Consider the following 14836-nt stretch of genomic DNA (forward strand, 5'->3'; position numbering starts at 1 on the left):
CGACGCCCTGTCCTACCCTCTTTGTGGAGGGCGACCTTGGCGCCTGATTTTCGGTGACCGTAGAAGCGAACCGTGTGGCCCGTCGCTGCGGTGACACCCCTCTAGGCGGGGTGTTCCGAACGGTCAAACACTTTTTTGCATTTTTCTTTCAGATTGTCCGCAAACCCGCAGAAAAGCTGCGCTTTACCGGTTGTGAAGCCCTCTCCGTCTAGCCCGCAGCGGATGGACGCCGCGACGAATCACGCCCCTGCCGCCGCAGAATCGCTCGGGAATCAGATTCGCCGGGCGGTTATCTGGCGTTCCGGCAGCCAGATCGTCGCCCAAATCCTGCAATGGGCTGCCACCTTCCTGGTCATCCGCATCCTCGATCCGCGCGATTATGGCCTCTACGCCATGACCGGGGTGGTGCTGGTCTTCCTCAACATGCTCAACGGCTATGGGCTGGCGAGCGGACTGATCCAGCGCGAGGCGGTGACACCGCGTCAGATTCGCCAGCTGTTCGGCATGCTCATCGCGCTCAACGTTGTGCTCGCCGTCGCGCAGCTTTCGATCGCGCCGCTCGCAGCGGCCTATTATGGCCAGCCGGCGGTCGCCCGGCTGCTGCGTGTCCAGGCGCTGATCTATCTGATCACCCCGTTCGCCGCCCTGCCTTATGCCCTGCTCAGCCGGACGATGGATTTCCGGCGGCAGGCGACCGCCAATATCGCCGCCTCGATCACCGGGGCGCTGACCGCGCTTGCCGCGGCGCTGGCGGGCTGGGGCGTCTGGGCGCTCGTCGCGGCGCCGATCGCTCTCTATGCGATGCGGGCATTGGTGCTGACCTGGGGCGCGCGCTCGCTGATGTGGCCGAGCTTCGACTTCCGTGGCGCGGGCCACCTTGCCCGCTTCGGCGGGATCATGGCGGCCGGCCAGTTCTTCTGGTTCCTGCAGAGCCAGGCGGACGTGTTCATCGCCGGGCGTCACCTCACCGCGCACGCGCTCGGCATCTACACCACCGCGCTCTTCCTGGCGCAGATCTTCGTCTCCAAATTCGTGCCGCCACTCAACGAGGTGGCGTTCAGCGCCTATGCGCGGATGCAGGACGATCCCGGCGCGATCCCGCGCGGCTTCCTGCGCGCGGTGCGCATCATCATGCTGGTCGCCCTGCCCTTCTACGCCGGACTGGCCGTCACCGCAGTGCCGCTGGTGCTGACCGCGCTCGACCGCAAATGGGCAGAGGTCGTCCCGGTCGTCCGCCTGCTCGCGCTGGCGATGCCGTTCATGACGGTGCAGGTGCTCTACAGTCCCGCCTGCGACGCGCGGGGGCGGCCCGGCATCGGCGCACGCAACGGCGCCTTCGGTGCGTTGGTGCTCGCCGCCGCCTTCCTGGTCGGCGTGCGCTGGGGCGGCATCGGCCTCGCGTGGAGCTGGGTCGCCGCCTATCCCATCTATTTGGCGGTGAGCAGCTGGCGCTCGCTACCGGTGATCGGGGTGAGGGCACGCGACCTGCTCGCGGCGATCCTGCCGAGCGCGCTGGCCGCCCTCGGCATGGCGCTCGTCGTGCTTGCCGTCGACCGCGCCCTGCCGCCGCTGGCGCCGGCGCCGCGGCTCGCCGCCCTCGTCGCGGTCGGCGTGCTCACCTATGGCGGCACGCTCGTCCTGTTCGCCCGCACCACGTTGCGCGAGTTGATCGCCATCGTCCGCAAGCGGCCGCTGCCGGCCTGAGCTACTGGCGGATATAGTCGCGCATCGACTGCGCCTCCGCCTCGATCCGGTCGATGCGATATTTGACCAAGTCGCCGATCGACACGAAACCGATCATCCGGCCGCCGTCGACGACGGGCAGATGGCGGATCCGACGCCGCGTCATCAGCGACAGCGCCGCGATCACCGGCTGGTCGGGCGCAACCTGCTCGACCGGGCTGGTCATCACCGCCGACAGCGGCTGGTCCAGCGCCGCCGCGCCGTCGCGCGCCACCGAATAGACGAGGTCGCGTTCTGAGAAGATACCCGCCACCGAGTCGCCGTCCATCACCGGCACCGCACCGATCCGCCGCTCGGCGAGCAACGCCACCGCCTCGGCGACGTGGGCATGCGCCGGCAACGACGCGACATCGTCGCCCTTCGTTAGCAGGATTGCCGCGATCGTCATCCTCTCCTCCTTCTCGCTGCGGCCGGTGCGTGCCGGCCTGCTTCAGGTCATTGAGGAGATCACGATTTGCCGTCACATGCAAAAGGTATGACGCACCACGGCCTCGACGATCCCTTGCTCGCCGCCCATGCCTGGGGTCGCTTCCGCACGATCATGGCGTGGATGACGCTGCTTGCCGCGATCGTCAGCGCCGGTGCGATCGCCGCGCTCGCCTGGGTCCAGGGCCCGCTGCATCTGGTGACGATGCTGGCGGTGATCGGCGGCGTCGGCGGATCGATCGTCATGGCGGGAGCGCTGATGGGGCTGGTCTTCCTCAGTTCGGGCACCGGCCATGACGAGGAGGTCGAGCGGTTCGACCGGCCGGACTGAGGCCCGCCGCCACCGCCAGGCGAAGCCAACACGAAAAAGCCGACCGTCCCGCGGGGGACGACCGGCTTTTTCGCTTATCGGATCGGCCGGATCACTCCGCCGCCGGCGCCTCGGCGGCCGGGGTGCGGGTGGTGCGGCGACGGCGCGGCTTCGGCGCATCGTCGGCATCGTTCGCGACCAGCGTCAGCGACGGCGGCAGGCGATCGGCGTCGACGCCGTTGCTCTCCGGCTCGGCGGCCGGGGCCTCGACCTGCGCGTCGCGACGCGGGCGACCGCGGCGACGCGGCGCCGGCGCATCGGCCTCGATCACCGCTTCGGCCCGTGCCTCGAGCGATTCCCCTTCGCCAATCGTGTCGGCGCGGTGCTGGCCGGCGACCTCGACCGGCTGCTCGACATCGGTACGGCGCGGCCGGCGCTCTTCCCAGTTGCGCGGCTGGCGCGGCTCGCCATCGGCGTTGCGCTGCTCGTTGCCGCGCTCGCGCCGGCGCTGCTGGCGACCGTCGTCCTGCGCATCCGGCCGGCGCATTTCGCTCTGGCGCATTTCACCGCCGTCCTGCTCGCCCGCGCGGATCGGTTCACCCTCGTCGCCGTAATCGTCGTCGTCGTTGAGGTCGAAGGGTTGCTGGCGGCGCGGCTGCTGGTCGTCGAACCGGCCGCGCTGATCGGCGATCACGCGGAAATAATGGTCTGCGAACTGCAGATAATATTCGGTGTTGATCCGGTCGCCCTGGCGCTGCGCATCCGCGGCGAGGTTCTTGTACTTTTCGAGCAGCTGGTTGGCGTTGCCGCGTGCGCGACTGTCGATCCGGTTGCCGTTGTCGGGACGCCCCTGGCCGCCGCCCTGGCGCGGACCATTGTTGTTGCCGCCACCGCCACGGCCGCGACGACGACCGTTCTGCCGATTGTTTATCAAGCTACTGTCCTATGATCCGAGTATGTGGTCCATGAAACCAAACTGGCCCAAGCTCCTGCCCACCAAGGGCTTTCCCGACCCGATGGCGCAAACTTCCGGCGCCCGCGCGCGGTTCACCGCGACACGTGGGCCCTGCCATGGCCGCTTCCCCAGCGGCTGTCATGACGAAGGATGCGGGCCATCGCCCTGCGATCAACCACATAACGGTGATGATGCGTGCCCCGTCGCTGCAATAGCGGTCGCGGGGGCGGTCCTACAAGCGAAATATGTGGCGTTGACCACGATCTTTCAAGGCGTAGCGAGCAGGCAGCGATCGCGCCCGCCGAGATCGCGATGCACGCTGGTCCTCAGGCCCGCCGCCGCGAACAGCGCCGAAACCGCCTCCGCCTGCGTGTGGCCGATCTCCACCGCGGCGCAGCCGCCCGGCGCGATCAGGCGCGGCAATTGGGTCGCGAGCTGGCGGTAATCGTCCAGTCCGTCGTCGCCCGCGAACAAGGCGGCGGCCGGCTCGTAGGTCCGCACCTCGTCGGGCAGCCATTCGTCCGTCCCGATATAGGGCGGATTGGCGAGGATCAGGTCGAAGCGCCCGTCGACCGCGGCCGCCCAGTCGCCCTGCACGAAGTGCGCCCGCTTCGCCATGCCGAGCGTCGCCGCGTTGCGCCGCGCATAGGCCAGCGCCGACGCCGACCGATCGACGCCCAGCCCCGCCGCCGGCCATTCGTCCAGTGCGGCGAGCAGCAGGGTGCCGGGCCCGGTGCCGAGATCGAGCACGGTCGACGGCGCGCGCCCGGCGAAGTGTGCGCCGGCCGCGACCAGCACCGTCTCGCTGTCGGCGCGGGGCACGAGTGCGCCCGGCCCGACCTCGAGGTCGATCGTCCAGAAGCCGCGGGAGCCGGTGATATAGGCGACCGGCTCGTGCCGCTCGCGCCGCGCGACGAGGTCCCAGAAGGCTGCCGGCACCTCGCGCTGCGGGTCGAGCAGCAAGGCGTTGCGCTCGATGCCGAGCGCATGAGCGAGCAGCAGTTCGGCATCGAGCCGGGGCGTCTGTGAAAAGGCGAAACGGGCGGCGGCGTCCGCGAGGGCGGCGCTGACCGCGTGAGACGCACTCACCTCCATTCGTCATCCCGGCGGAAGCCGGGACCCATGGTCGCGAGCGGCCGATGGCGTGCGATGCCGCTAGCCGCACCGAGTCCATGGGTCCCGGCTTCCGCCGGGATGACGAGGGAGGAAGGCGCGCCGCTGGCCTTCACCCGTCGCCCACGCTCACGCATCCAGCGCCGCCAGCCGCTCCGCCTCGTCCTGCGCGATCAGCGCGCCGATCAGCTCGCCCATCTCGCCCTCGATGATCTCGGGCAGGCGATGCAGCGTCAAATTGATGCGATGGTCGGTCACGCGGCCCTGCGGAAAATTGTAGGTGCGGATGCGCTCCGACCGGTCGCCCGATCCGACCATCGCGCGCCGCGTGCCGGATCGTTCCGCCGCCAGCCGCTCGCGCTCGGCCTCGTAAAGCCGAGTGCGCAGCACCTTCAGCGCCTTGGCCTTGTTCTTGTGCTGCGACTTCTCGTCCTGCTGGATGACGACGAGACCGGTCGGCAGGTGGGTGATGCGCACCGCGCTGTCGGTGGTGTTGACCGACTGGCCGCCCGGTCCCGACGAGCGATAGACGTCGATGCGCAGGTCCCTGTCATCGATCTGCACGTCCACCTCCTCCGCCTCTGGCAGCACCGCCACCGTCGCCGCGGAGGTGTGGATGCGGCCGCCGCTCTCCGTCGCCGGCACGCGCTGGACGCGATGGACCCCGCTTTCGAACTTGAGCCGGGCGAACACGCCCTGCCCCGTCACCGAGGCGACGACCTCCTTGTAGCCGCCCGCGTCCGAACTCGATGCGCTGATCAGCTCGACGCGCCAGCCCTGCGATTCCGCATAGCGCTGGTACATGCGGAACAGGTCGCCGGCGAACAGCGCCGCCTCGTCGCCGCCCGTGCCGGCGCGGATTTCGAGCATCGCGGCGCGGCTGTCGGCGGCGTCGCGCGGCAGCAGCGCCAGCGCGAGGCCGCGGTCCGCCGTCTCCAGCGCCGCCTTGTTGGCATGCAGCTCTTCGGCGGCGAGCGCGCGCAATTCCTCGTCGCCGTCCTCCGCCATGAAGGCGAGGCTGTCCGCCTCCTGGCGCAGCCGTCGCACCTCCGCCGCGGCGCGCGCAACGGGTTCCAGCTCGGCATATTCCTTGGAGACCTGCACGAACCGGTCGGACGGCAGGTCGCCGGTCGCCATCAGCGCCTGCAATTCGTCCCGCCGCGCCTCGATCTGCGCGATCCGTTCGGGGGAGATGGTGGTCATGCGCGCGGCGCTCCCACCCCGTCATTCCCGCACAGGCTGGAATCCAGACACGCAGGCGGCGTGGCCCTTGCGATCCGGCAGAGGTTCTGGATCTCCGCCTGCGCGGGGATGACGGCTATGGTCACCGCAGCGCCTCCGCCACATCGCCGAGCGCCACCTGCCGCTGCTCCCCGCTCGCCAGCGTCTTCACCTGCACGACGCCCGCCGCCAGCTCGTCGTCGCCGAGGATCAGCGCATGGCGCGCGCCCAATGCATCGGCCTTCGCCAGCCGCTGCTTCATCTTGCCCTTGTATGCCATGTCAACCGCAAGGCCCGCGCGGCGCAGCGCCGCCAGCAACCCGGTCGCGCGCGTCTCCGCCGGCGCACCCATCGGTACGATCACCGCGTCGATCGTCGGCAGCGCCGGCTCCTCCAGCAGCATCGCCAGCCGCTCGACCCCCGCCGCCCAGCCGACACCCGGCGTCGGCGCGCCGCCCAGGCTCTCGATCAGCCCGTCGTAGCGGCCGCCCGCCAGCACCGTGCCCTGCGCGCCGAGCCGGTCGGTGACGAACTCGAACGCAGTGTGGCGGTAATAATCGAGGCCCCGCACCAGCCGCGGGTTGCGCGTCCATGCCACCCCGGCCGCGTCCAGTCCGGCGGTGACCGCGTCGAAGAAGGCGCGCCCCTCGTCGGTCAGGAAGGCGTCGATGTCGGGTGCCGCATCGGCGATGCCGCGGTCGCGCGGGTCCTTGGAATCGAGGATGCGCATCGGATTCTTGTCGAGCCGGACCAGGCTGTCCTCCGACAGATCGCCGCGATGTCCCTCGAAATGCGCGACCAATGCCGCGCGCCACGCGTCGCGCGTCGCGGCATCGCCGAGCGTGTTGAGCTGCAGCGTCACCCCGTCCGCGATGCCGAGCTCGCGCAGCAGCTGGTCCGCCATCACCAGCAATTCGACGTCGGCGGCCGGCTCGGCCGCACCCAGGATCTCCGCATCGATCTGGTGGAACTGGCGATAGCGTCCCTTCTGCGGCCGTTCGTAGCGGAACACCGCGCCGCTGGTCGCCAGCTTGAGCGGCGCATGTTGCTGCCACCCTTCGGTCAGGAAGGCGCGCGCGATGCCGGCGGTGAACTCCGGGCGCAGCGTCAGCGAATCGCCGCCACGATCGGGAAACGTGTACATCTCCTTCGACACGACGTCGGTCGTCTCGCCGATCGAGCGCGCGAACACCGCCGTGTCCTCGAACACCGGCACCTCGACCCGGCCGAAGCAATAGAGGCGCCGCACCCGGTCGAACGTGTCGAGCACATGCCCGAACCGCCGCTGCTCCTCGCCGAAGATGTCCTGGGTGCCGCGCACCCGGCGCGGAGTTTCGATACGGGCCATAATCGCCGGGTATCTAGGCGAGCCGCCGACGAATCGCTAGCGCTGCGATATGACCGAACAACAACGTTGGTGGGGAATCGGCAAACGGGTGGCGCCGCCGCGCTTCGCCCTGTTCGCGCTCCTGTTCGTCGCCGGCCTGGCGCTGCTCATCCCGGCGATCGGCAAGGGGCGCGGCACGATGGTGGCCTTCGACGGCGCCAGCCTGATCTTCCTGCTGTCGCTGATCCCGCTGTTCCGCCGCGGCGATATCGACCACATGCGTCGCGCGGCGCGCGACAACGACGCCAATCGCGCCGTCCTGCTCGGCATCACCGGCGCGACGATGCTGGTGATCCTGGTCGCGGTCGCCGGCGAGCTGAAGGGCAAGAACGACACCTATGCGATCGTGCTGGTGATCGTGACGCTGGTGCTCGCCTGGCTGTTCTCGAACATGGTCTATGCGCTGCACTATGCGCATCTGTTCTACAGCGCCGCCGACAAGGGCGGGAAGGATGCCGGTGGGCTGTGCTTCCCGGATTGCGACCAGCCCGATTATTGGGACTTCCTCTATTTCAGCTACACGCTCGGCATGACCTTCCAGACGTCGGACGTGTCGATCGCCTCGCGACGCCTGCGCCGCGTCGCGATCGGCCAGTGCCTCGCCGCCTTCGTCTTCAATCTCGGTGTCGTCGCCTTCTCGATCAACGTGCTGGGCGGCGGCGGCAACTGAATCGCCCTTCTGCCGGCGCCGATGTGAAGGGACTGGACGGCTGACGTTTCAGCCGCCTAACATCCCGCCATTCCTTCAGCCGCAAAGGCCTTCCATGCACGCCAAGCTTCTCGTCGCTGCCCTGCTCGCGTCCGCCGTCGCCGTTCCGGCGCTGGCCCAGGTTCCCGCCGGCAACACCGCGCCCCAGCCGGTCCCCTTCGTCGACACCATTCCCGACGCGGTCGATACGCCCTATCCCGGCGTCATCAAGCTCGATGTCGACGCGACCGACACGGAGCGCGGCATCTTCCGGGTTAAGGAGACGATCCCGGTCGCCAAGAGCGGCCCGGTCGCGCTGCTCTACCCGAAGTGGCTGCCCGGCAACCACGCCCCGCGCGGCGAGATCGAGAAGCTCGCCGGCCTGGTGATCCGCGCCAACGGCCGTATCCTGCCTTGGACGCGCGATCCGGTCGACGTCTACGCCTTCCACATCGACGTGCCCGCCGGCGCCAAGACGCTGGACGTCGAATTCCAGTTCATCTCCGCGACGCAGGGCAATCAGGGCCGCGTCGTCGCGACGCCGGCGCTGATCAGCCTGCAGCCCAATTCGGTCAGCCTCTATCCGGCCGGCTATTTCACCCGTCAGATCCCGATCCAGATGACCGCGCGCTTCCCCGCAGGCTGGACCGCGGCGGGCGCGGTGCCGTCGAAGGCCGCGGGGTCGGTCTATGCCTATCAGCAGACCAATTACGAGATCCTGGTCGATTCGCCGGTGCTCGCCGGCCGCTACGGCAAGACCTGGCCGCTATCGCCGCGCGTCAACCTCAACGTCTTCGCCGATTCGCCCGATCTGCTCGCCGCCAAGCCCGAGCAGATCGAGGCGCACAAGCGGCTCGTCGACCAGGCGGTGAAGACCTTCGGCGCGCAGCATTACGACCATTACGAATTCCTGGTCTCGCTCAGCGACCAGCTCGGCGGCATCGGCCTCGAACATCACCGGTCGTCGGAGGACGGCACCGCCAAGACCTATTTCACCGAATGGGATTCCAACGTCGCGGCGCGCAATCTGCTGCCGCATGAATTCACCCACAGCTGGGACGGCAAGTTCCGCCGCGGCGCCGATCTGTGGACGCCCGATTTCCGTACGCCGATGCGCGATTCGCTGCTCTGGGTGTACGAAGGCCAGACGCAATTCTGGGGCTATGTGCTGCAGGCGCGCTCCGGCCTAGTCAGCAAGCAGGACACGCTCGACGCTTATGCGGCGATCGCCGGCAGTTACGACCTCGCGCCCGGCCGCCAGTGGCGCGACCTGGTCGACACGACCAACGATCCGATCATCTCCGCGCGCCGGCCGAAGGGCTGGACCAGCTGGCAGCGCAGCGAGGATTATTACAACGAAGGCCTGATGGTCTGGATGGAGGTCGATGCGATGCTCCGCCAGAAGTCGGGTGGCACCAAGTCGATCGACGATTTCGCCCGCGCCTTCTTCGGCATCCGCGACGGTGATTATGGCGAGGTCACCTATACGTTCGACGACGTCGCCAAGACGCTGAACGGCATCGTCCCCTACGACTGGGCCGGCTTCCTCAACCAGCGGCTGACCGAGACGGGCAAGCCCGCGCCGGTCAACGGCTTCGCGATGAACGGCTACAAGCTCGTCTACACCGATACGCCGACCAAATACTTCAGCAGGCTGGAGAAGAGTCGCGGCACCGATGTCACCTATTCGATCGGCCTCAACGTCGGCCCGGACGGCAACGTCAACGGCGTGATCTGGGATTCGCCAGCGTTCAAGGCGGGTCTCGACGTCGGCACGCAGATCCAGGCGATCGGCGGCGAGGCGTATAGCGGCGATCGCCTGAAAGCCGCGATCGTCGCGGCCAAGACGTCGAAGGAGCCGATCCAGCTACTGGTCAAGAATGGGCCACGGTTCCGTAACGTCGCCATCGACTATCATGGCGGTCCCCGCTATCCGCGCCTCGAGAAGGTCGGCACCGGCGAAGGCGGGCTCGATCGTCTTCTGGCCCCGCGCTGAGGGAAAGCGCGGTTTCTTACAAGGGAATTGCATGCGTATCGATCTGATCCCGGTCGGCAAGAGTCCGCCCGACGACCTCAATGTGATCATCGAGGTGCCGACCGGCGGCGAGCCCGTGAAATATGAATTCGACAAGGCGTCGGGCGCCCTGTTCGTCGACCGCATCCTGCACACGCCGATGCGCTATCCGGCGAACTATGGCTTCGTGCCGCATACGCTGTCGCCCGACGGCGACCCGCTCGACGCGCTGGTGATCGCGCGCTCGCCGTTCATCCCCGGCTGCGTCGTGCGCGCCCGGCCGATCGCGGTGCTCAATCTCGAGGACGAGGCCGGCGGCGACGAAAAGCTGGTCTGCGTGCCGGTCGACCAGGTCTTCCCCTATTACAGCAACGTCGGCGAGCGGGCGGACGTGCCGGAGATCGTCTTCGAGCAGATCGAACACTTCTTCACCCACTATAAGGACCTGGAGAAGAAGAAGTGGGTGCGCGTCGGCACCTGGGGCGACGCCGCCGAGGCGCGCCGCATCACCGTCGAGGCGATCGATCGCTACAATGAGGCCAAGGCCAAGGGCGAGGAACCGCACGACCACGACGTCCCCGGCCGCGACGGCTGAATGACCCATGCCTCCCCGCCTCGCGGGGAGGCGTCAGCCCGCAACGGCTGACAGGGGGCTGACGGGGGGGGCTGACGGCAGAACGCCGCGCCGCCCCCCTCCACCCTCCTTTGGGCAGGTCCCCATCCCGCGCCGGGAAACTTTACCCCAGCGCGCGGTCGAGCAGCTTCGCCAGCCGGAGGCCGCCCCGCTCCACTTCCAGCCGCGCGACCGGCACGATCTTCTCGATCGTCGCCTCGTCCAGCGTCACCTTGGCCGGGCTGGGTCCGCACGGATCGCCCTTCAACGCGCTGGCGTAGACGACGTCATGCGCGACCTGCCACGATTCGCGGCTCCAATCGTCGACATCGCCCCTGGCGATCCGCGCCTTCTCCGCCGGCGAATAGCGTCGCACCAGGCTCGGTCCGCTGGTGATCGCGCGCTCGGCGAGCGTGCCGTCCCAGATCGAATGGAGGTTGAACCGCCGCGGGCTGTATTCGCCATAGGCCGCGGCGACGTCGTTGCCGCCCTTGTCGCCCTTCTCACCGGCATGCAGCGGCTGGTGCAGGTCGCCGACGAAGTGGATCAGGAAGACCAGCGCCTGCGCCTTGTCCTTGCCGCTCGCATGATGGTCGCGCAGCACCGCTACGTCGCGCTTGATCTGTGCCGACACGCAATTGCCGTCCTTGCACGCCTCTTCCAGGCTGAACGGCGCGCAGATGTTCACGTCCTGGAAGTGCCAGTTATAGGCATAGCCGAAGCGCGGCTTGCCGTCGGCGTTCTTGAGCGGCTTGACGCAATCGGCCCAGGTGCTGGCGCCCTCGATCGTCGTCGCCGGGCAGGTGGGCGTGTCGAGCTGGGGCGTCTGCGCCAGCAGGCGGCGGATCGCCGCCCGCGTCTTCGGCGTGACATTGGCATAGGCGATCTGCGCGACCGTCTGATGGCCATATTCCCAATAAGCATGGGCGGGCGCGGTGAGGGCCAGAGCCGGAATCGCGGCGAGACAAAAGCGAAGCGTTTTCATGAGGAAACGCTGTAGCCGCGGAACGCATCCGACAGAAGCGTCAGGATTGCTGATCGTCAGCGCGCGCCGGCCGATCACGCCTCCCCGTACAGCGCCACCTCGCGCAGTCCGGCGGAGGTCGCCCGCGCGCGGTACATGCCCGGGGTGATGAAGCGCCAGATCGCCTCGCCCGCGGGGGTCACGACGATCACGCCGCCAGTGCCGCCGAGCGCGCGCACCTCCGCCAGCGCCGCCTCGGCCGCCGCGCCCGCATCCTCGCCGGCCAGGCGGATGCGCGCGGCGATCTCGTGGCCGACGCCGACGCGGACGAATTGTTCGCCCGATCCGGTGCACGACACCGCGCACGCCCGATCGTCGGCATAGGTGCCCGCGCCGATCAGCGGCGAATCGCCAATCCGGCCCCAGCGCTTCCCCGTGACGCCGCCGGTCGAGGTCGCCGCGGCGAGGTGCCCCTGCCGGTCGCGGGCGACCGCGCCGACCGTGCCGTATTTCATGTCGACGTCGAAGGCGTCGCCGCCCCGCGCCAGCAGCTCGTCGAGCTGGCGGCGGCGCTCGGCGACCGCGAACCAGGCGGGATCGACCGTCTCGACACCCTGGCCCGCCGCGAACTCCTCCGCCCCGGCGCCGGCGAGCAGCACGTGCGGGCTCGCCTCCATCACCCGCCGGGCCAGCGACACCGGGTTGCGCACCCGGGTCAGCCCCGCGACCGATCCCGCCGCCCGGTCGGTGCCGCGCATGATCGCCGCGTCGAGCTCGTTGGTGCCGGCCCGGGTAAAGGCGGCGCCGCGCCCGGCGTTGAAATGCGGATCGTCCTCCAGCACGCGCACCGCCGCCTCGACCGCGTCGAGCGCCGCGCCACCGGCGTCGAGGATCGCCGAGCCGGCATCGAGCGCGCGCGCCAGCGCCTCGCCCGCGCCAGCCTCCGCCCCCGCGCCGATTCGTTCCGGCGTGATCGTCCCCGCACCGCCGTGCAGGACCAGGCTCCAACCATCCGTCATGTCGTAGCTACCCTATGCGAAGAAACGCGGCGCAGCCCGATCAGCGGCCGCAGCGGCCCGATCTGGCGGCCGATCAGATAGAAGGCCATCGATCCGACGATCGTCGCCACCACCAGGATGGCGCATTCCACGCCGCCGGTGAGCCCCGCCGGCATCAGCCAATAGGCGGTCAGCACGATGATCGTCTGGTGGACGAGATAGCAGGGAAAGACCGCTTCGGTCAGCAGGCCGCGCCAACGGTGGTCGCGGTTCCAGCGCCGCTCGGCATGGCCGATCAGCGCCACGATCGCCCCCCATTGCTGCACGGCATGCGCCGCTCCGTAACCGGGGTAAAGCCAGCGCGGCGGATCGCCGTCCGGCATCAGCTCGATCGCCAGGATCACCCCATAGGCCGCGATGGCGGCGACGCCCGCCAGCCAGCGATAGCGGACGCAGGCTGCCAGCACCCGCGGCGCGGCGGCGAGCGCGAAGCCGAACAGAAAGGCGGGCAGGTAGATCATGTGCGCCATCGGATCGTGCAGCGGATCCTGCGTCTCATAGCCCATCGGAAACCACCAGGCGTGGATGCAGACCAGCCACGTACCGGGCAGGATCAGCAGCAGCGGCCCGCCGAACAGGCGATCGAATAGCGCCTGCGCGCCCGGCCAGCGCGGCAGCGCGACGAGCAACGCCAGCACGACGGTGTAGAGCCACAGGTAGAGGACGAACCACAGATGGTTGAGCGCCGGCAGGCCGATCCCCGCCAGCCGCGCGAAGCGGAAATAATCGTGGCTCCAGAAGGTCGCAAAGCCGCCGCGATAGCCGTGCTGGGTGACCAGTTCGACCCAGGGCTGCGGCGGCACGACCACCGCGACCCCGAACGCCAGCGGCACCAGCAGCCGCCACGTCCGCTGCGTCAGGAACGCCCCCGGCCCCCGCGCCCGGCTGAGCAGCGCGCGGCTGGCATAGCCCGACACGACGAACAGCAGGGTGAGGCGCCACGCGTTGACCGCCAGCATCGGCAGCACCGCCCAGTCGGCGCCATGCGGGCTCTTGGCGTGGAAGCCCCAGGGCACGAACACCATCCCGACGTGATAGAGGATCAGGATGGCGAAGGCGGCGACGCGCAGCCAGTCGAGACCGTAATGCCGCGGGATCGGTGATGTGGGGGAAACGCGCGCCATGGCAGGGGCCCTCCCCTACAGCAGCGTCTTTGAACCGCAACCCGCGCGCTGTATATGGGGGGCATGTCAGTACGTCCGTGGCGCGACATCGTCCGCCGTCCGAGCCGCCAGATCATGGTCGGCAATGTCCCCGTCGGCGGCGATGCGCCGGTCACCGTGCAGACGATGACCAATACGCCCACGCCCGACATCCGCGGCACGGTGGACCAGATCCGCCGCTGCGAGGAGGCGGGCGTCGACATCATCCGCGTCTCCTGCCCGGACGTCGAATCGACCGCGGCGCTGAAGCAGATCGTCCGCGCGGCGCATGTGCCGATCGTCGCCGACATCCATTTCCACTACAAGCGCGCCCTCGAAGCGGCGGACGCCGGCGCGGCATGCCTGCGCATCAACCCCGGCAACATCGGCAGCAACGAACGCGTCGCCGAGGTGGTGCGCGCCGCCAAGGCGAACGGCTGCGCGATCCGCATCGGCGTCAACGCCGGCAGCCTCGAGAAGGACCTGCTGGAAAAATATGGCGAGCCCTGCCCCGACGCGCTGGTCGAAAGCGCGCTCGATCATATCAAGCTGCTCCAGGACCACGACTTCCACGAATATAAGGTGGCGGTGAAGGCGTCGGACGTGTTCCTCGCCGTCGCCGCCTATCAGGGGCTGGCGGAGGCGACCGATTGCCCGCTCCACCTCGGCATCACCGAGGCGGGCGGCCTGATCGGCGGCACCGTCAAATCGTCGATCGGCATCGGCAGCCTGCTCTGGTTCGGCATCGGCGACACGATCCGCGTCTCGCTGTCGGCCGAGCCCGAGGAAGAGGTTCGTGTCGGCTTCGAGATCCTGAAGGCGCTCGGCATCCGCAACCGCGGCGTCCGCGTCGTCTCCTGCCCGTCGTGCGCGCGCCAGGGCTTCGACGTCATCCGTACCGTCCAGGCGCTGGAGGAACGGCTGCAGCATATCCGCACGCCGATGAGCCTGTCCGTGCTCGGCTGCGTCGTCAACGGCCCCGGCGAGGCGCGCGAGACGGACATCGGCATCACCGGCGGCGGCAACGGCAAGCACATGGTCTATCTGTCGGGCGTCACCGACCATCACGTCCAGGACGCCGATATGATCGACCATATCGTCCGGCTGGTCGAGGCGAAGGCGGCGGAGATCGAGGCGGCGACGCCCGCGGTGGAGCCGGTGGCGGCGGAATGATCCTGACGCGCTCCGGTACCTATGCTATA

General features: G+C 68.9%; 14 protein-coding genes. 6 read left to right on the forward strand and 8 right to left on the reverse strand.

Annotated features, from left to right (window positions below; all coding sequences use genetic code 11):
• The first annotated feature begins 222 nt into the window (after positions 1-222).
• On the forward strand, positions 223-1704 hold the full coding sequence (locus tag D9601_RS08050) for a lipopolysaccharide biosynthesis protein (RefSeq protein ID WP_198353469.1): 1482 nt from the start codon (positions 223-225) through the stop codon (positions 1702-1704).
• 1 nt (position 1705) lies between these two features.
• Here D9601_RS08050 and D9601_RS08055 read toward each other — a convergent pair whose 3' ends face one another.
• Positions 1706-2131 (reverse strand): CBS domain-containing protein, encoded by a 426-nt coding sequence (locus D9601_RS08055; RefSeq protein WP_198353470.1) that lies wholly within the window; start codon positions 2129-2131, stop codon positions 1706-1708.
• A gap of 87 nt (positions 2132-2218) precedes the next feature.
• Between D9601_RS08055 and D9601_RS08060 the strand changes: the two genes are divergently transcribed.
• Positions 2219-2500, forward strand: a complete 282-nt coding sequence (locus D9601_RS08060; RefSeq protein ID WP_198353471.1) for a hypothetical protein — start codon at positions 2219-2221, stop codon at positions 2498-2500.
• Positions 2501-2591: 91 nt separating this feature from the next.
• Here the strand turns inward: D9601_RS08060 and D9601_RS08065 are convergent, their stop codons facing one another.
• The 4 genes from D9601_RS08065 to hisS form a co-directional block, all read right to left on the reverse strand.
• A complete protein-coding gene (locus D9601_RS08065; protein WP_198353472.1) occupies positions 2592-3413 on the reverse strand; it encodes a DUF4167 domain-containing protein in 822 nt (273 codons plus the stop codon).
• 288 nt (positions 3414-3701) lie between these two features.
• Positions 3702-4523: a peptide chain release factor N(5)-glutamine methyltransferase gene (gene prmC, locus D9601_RS08070; protein WP_332837943.1), complete on the reverse strand. Its 822-nt coding sequence runs from the start codon at positions 4521-4523 to the stop codon at positions 3702-3704.
• Positions 4524-4676: 153 nt separating this feature from the next.
• On the reverse strand, positions 4677-5750 hold the full coding sequence (prfA, locus tag D9601_RS08075) for a peptide chain release factor 1 (protein ID WP_198353474.1): 1074 nt from the start codon (positions 5748-5750) through the stop codon (positions 4677-4679).
• Positions 5751-5871: 121 nt separating this feature from the next.
• Positions 5872-7116 carry a histidine--tRNA ligase gene (gene hisS / locus D9601_RS08080; protein WP_198353475.1) on the reverse strand — a complete coding sequence of 415 codons (1245 nt, stop codon included), beginning with the start codon at positions 7114-7116 and terminating at the stop codon, positions 5872-5874.
• Between the two features lie 49 nt (positions 7117-7165).
• Here hisS and D9601_RS08085 point away from each other — a divergent pair, with 49 nt between their 5' ends.
• From D9601_RS08085 to ppa, 3 genes are all read left to right on the forward strand, one after another.
• Positions 7166-7825, forward strand: coding sequence for a DUF1345 domain-containing protein (locus D9601_RS08085; RefSeq protein WP_198353476.1), 660 nt, complete (start codon positions 7166-7168; stop codon positions 7823-7825).
• A gap of 94 nt (positions 7826-7919) precedes the next feature.
• Positions 7920-9839, forward strand: a complete 1920-nt coding sequence (locus tag D9601_RS08090; RefSeq protein WP_198353477.1) for a M61 family metallopeptidase — start codon at positions 7920-7922, stop codon at positions 9837-9839.
• Between the two features lie 31 nt (positions 9840-9870).
• Positions 9871-10452 (forward strand): inorganic diphosphatase, encoded by a 582-nt coding sequence (gene ppa / locus D9601_RS08095; RefSeq protein ID WP_198353478.1) that lies wholly within the window; start codon positions 9871-9873, stop codon positions 10450-10452.
• Positions 10453-10594: 142 nt separating this feature from the next.
• On the opposite strand, the gene D9601_RS08100 is transcribed toward ppa, so the two are convergent.
• The 3 genes from D9601_RS08100 to D9601_RS08110 form a co-directional block, all read right to left on the reverse strand.
• On the reverse strand, positions 10595-11455 hold the full coding sequence (locus D9601_RS08100; protein WP_198353479.1) for a S1/P1 nuclease: 861 nt from the start codon (positions 11453-11455) through the stop codon (positions 10595-10597).
• 74 nt (positions 11456-11529) lie between these two features.
• Positions 11530-12453 carry an isoaspartyl peptidase/L-asparaginase family protein gene (locus D9601_RS08105; protein ID WP_198353480.1) on the reverse strand — a complete coding sequence of 308 codons (924 nt, stop codon included), beginning with the start codon at positions 12451-12453 and terminating at the stop codon, positions 11530-11532.
• Positions 12450-13616, reverse strand: a complete 1167-nt coding sequence (locus tag D9601_RS08110; RefSeq protein WP_198353481.1) for an acyltransferase family protein — start codon at positions 13614-13616, stop codon at positions 12450-12452. Before D9601_RS08110 ends, D9601_RS08105 begins: the two co-directional genes overlap by 4 nt.
• Positions 13617-13679: 63 nt before the next feature.
• Between D9601_RS08110 and ispG the strand changes: the two genes are divergently transcribed.
• Positions 13680-14807 carry a flavodoxin-dependent (E)-4-hydroxy-3-methylbut-2-enyl-diphosphate synthase gene (gene ispG / locus D9601_RS08115; RefSeq protein ID WP_198353482.1) on the forward strand — a complete coding sequence of 376 codons (1128 nt, stop codon included), beginning with the start codon at positions 13680-13682 and terminating at the stop codon, positions 14805-14807.
• The last annotated feature ends 29 nt before the right edge of the window (positions 14808-14836 follow it).

The organism is Sphingomonas sp. MA1305, assembly GCF_016107325.1.
Taxonomy (GTDB): domain Bacteria; phylum Pseudomonadota; class Alphaproteobacteria; order Sphingomonadales; family Sphingomonadaceae; genus Sphingomonas.

Coding starts and splice junctions, on each gene's coding strand:
- D9601_RS08050 (WP_198353469.1), top strand. CDS start 223: ATGGACGCCGCGACGAATCACGCCCCTGCCGCCGCAGAATCGCTCGGG.
- D9601_RS08055 (WP_198353470.1), bottom strand. CDS start 2,131: ATGACGATCGCGGCAATCCTGCTAACGAAGGGCGACGATGTCGCGTCG.
- D9601_RS08060 (WP_198353471.1), top strand. CDS start 2,219: ATGACGCACCACGGCCTCGACGATCCCTTGCTCGCCGCCCATGCCTGG.
- prfA (WP_198353474.1), bottom strand. CDS start 5,750: ATGACCACCATCTCCCCCGAACGGATCGCGCAGATCGAGGCGCGGCGG.
- hisS (WP_198353475.1), bottom strand. CDS start 7,116: ATGGCCCGTATCGAAACTCCGCGCCGGGTGCGCGGCACCCAGGACATC.
- D9601_RS08085 (WP_198353476.1), top strand. CDS start 7,166: ATGACCGAACAACAACGTTGGTGGGGAATCGGCAAACGGGTGGCGCCG.
- D9601_RS08090 (WP_198353477.1), top strand. CDS start 7,920: ATGCACGCCAAGCTTCTCGTCGCTGCCCTGCTCGCGTCCGCCGTCGCC.
- ppa (WP_198353478.1), top strand. CDS start 9,871: ATGCGTATCGATCTGATCCCGGTCGGCAAGAGTCCGCCCGACGACCTC.
- D9601_RS08100 (WP_198353479.1), bottom strand. CDS start 11,455: ATGAAAACGCTTCGCTTTTGTCTCGCCGCGATTCCGGCTCTGGCCCTC.
- D9601_RS08105 (WP_198353480.1), bottom strand. CDS start 12,453: ATGACGGATGGTTGGAGCCTGGTCCTGCACGGCGGTGCGGGGACGATC.
- D9601_RS08110 (WP_198353481.1), bottom strand. CDS start 13,616: ATGGCGCGCGTTTCCCCCACATCACCGATCCCGCGGCATTACGGTCTC.
- ispG (WP_198353482.1), top strand. CDS start 13,680: ATGTCAGTACGTCCGTGGCGCGACATCGTCCGCCGTCCGAGCCGCCAG.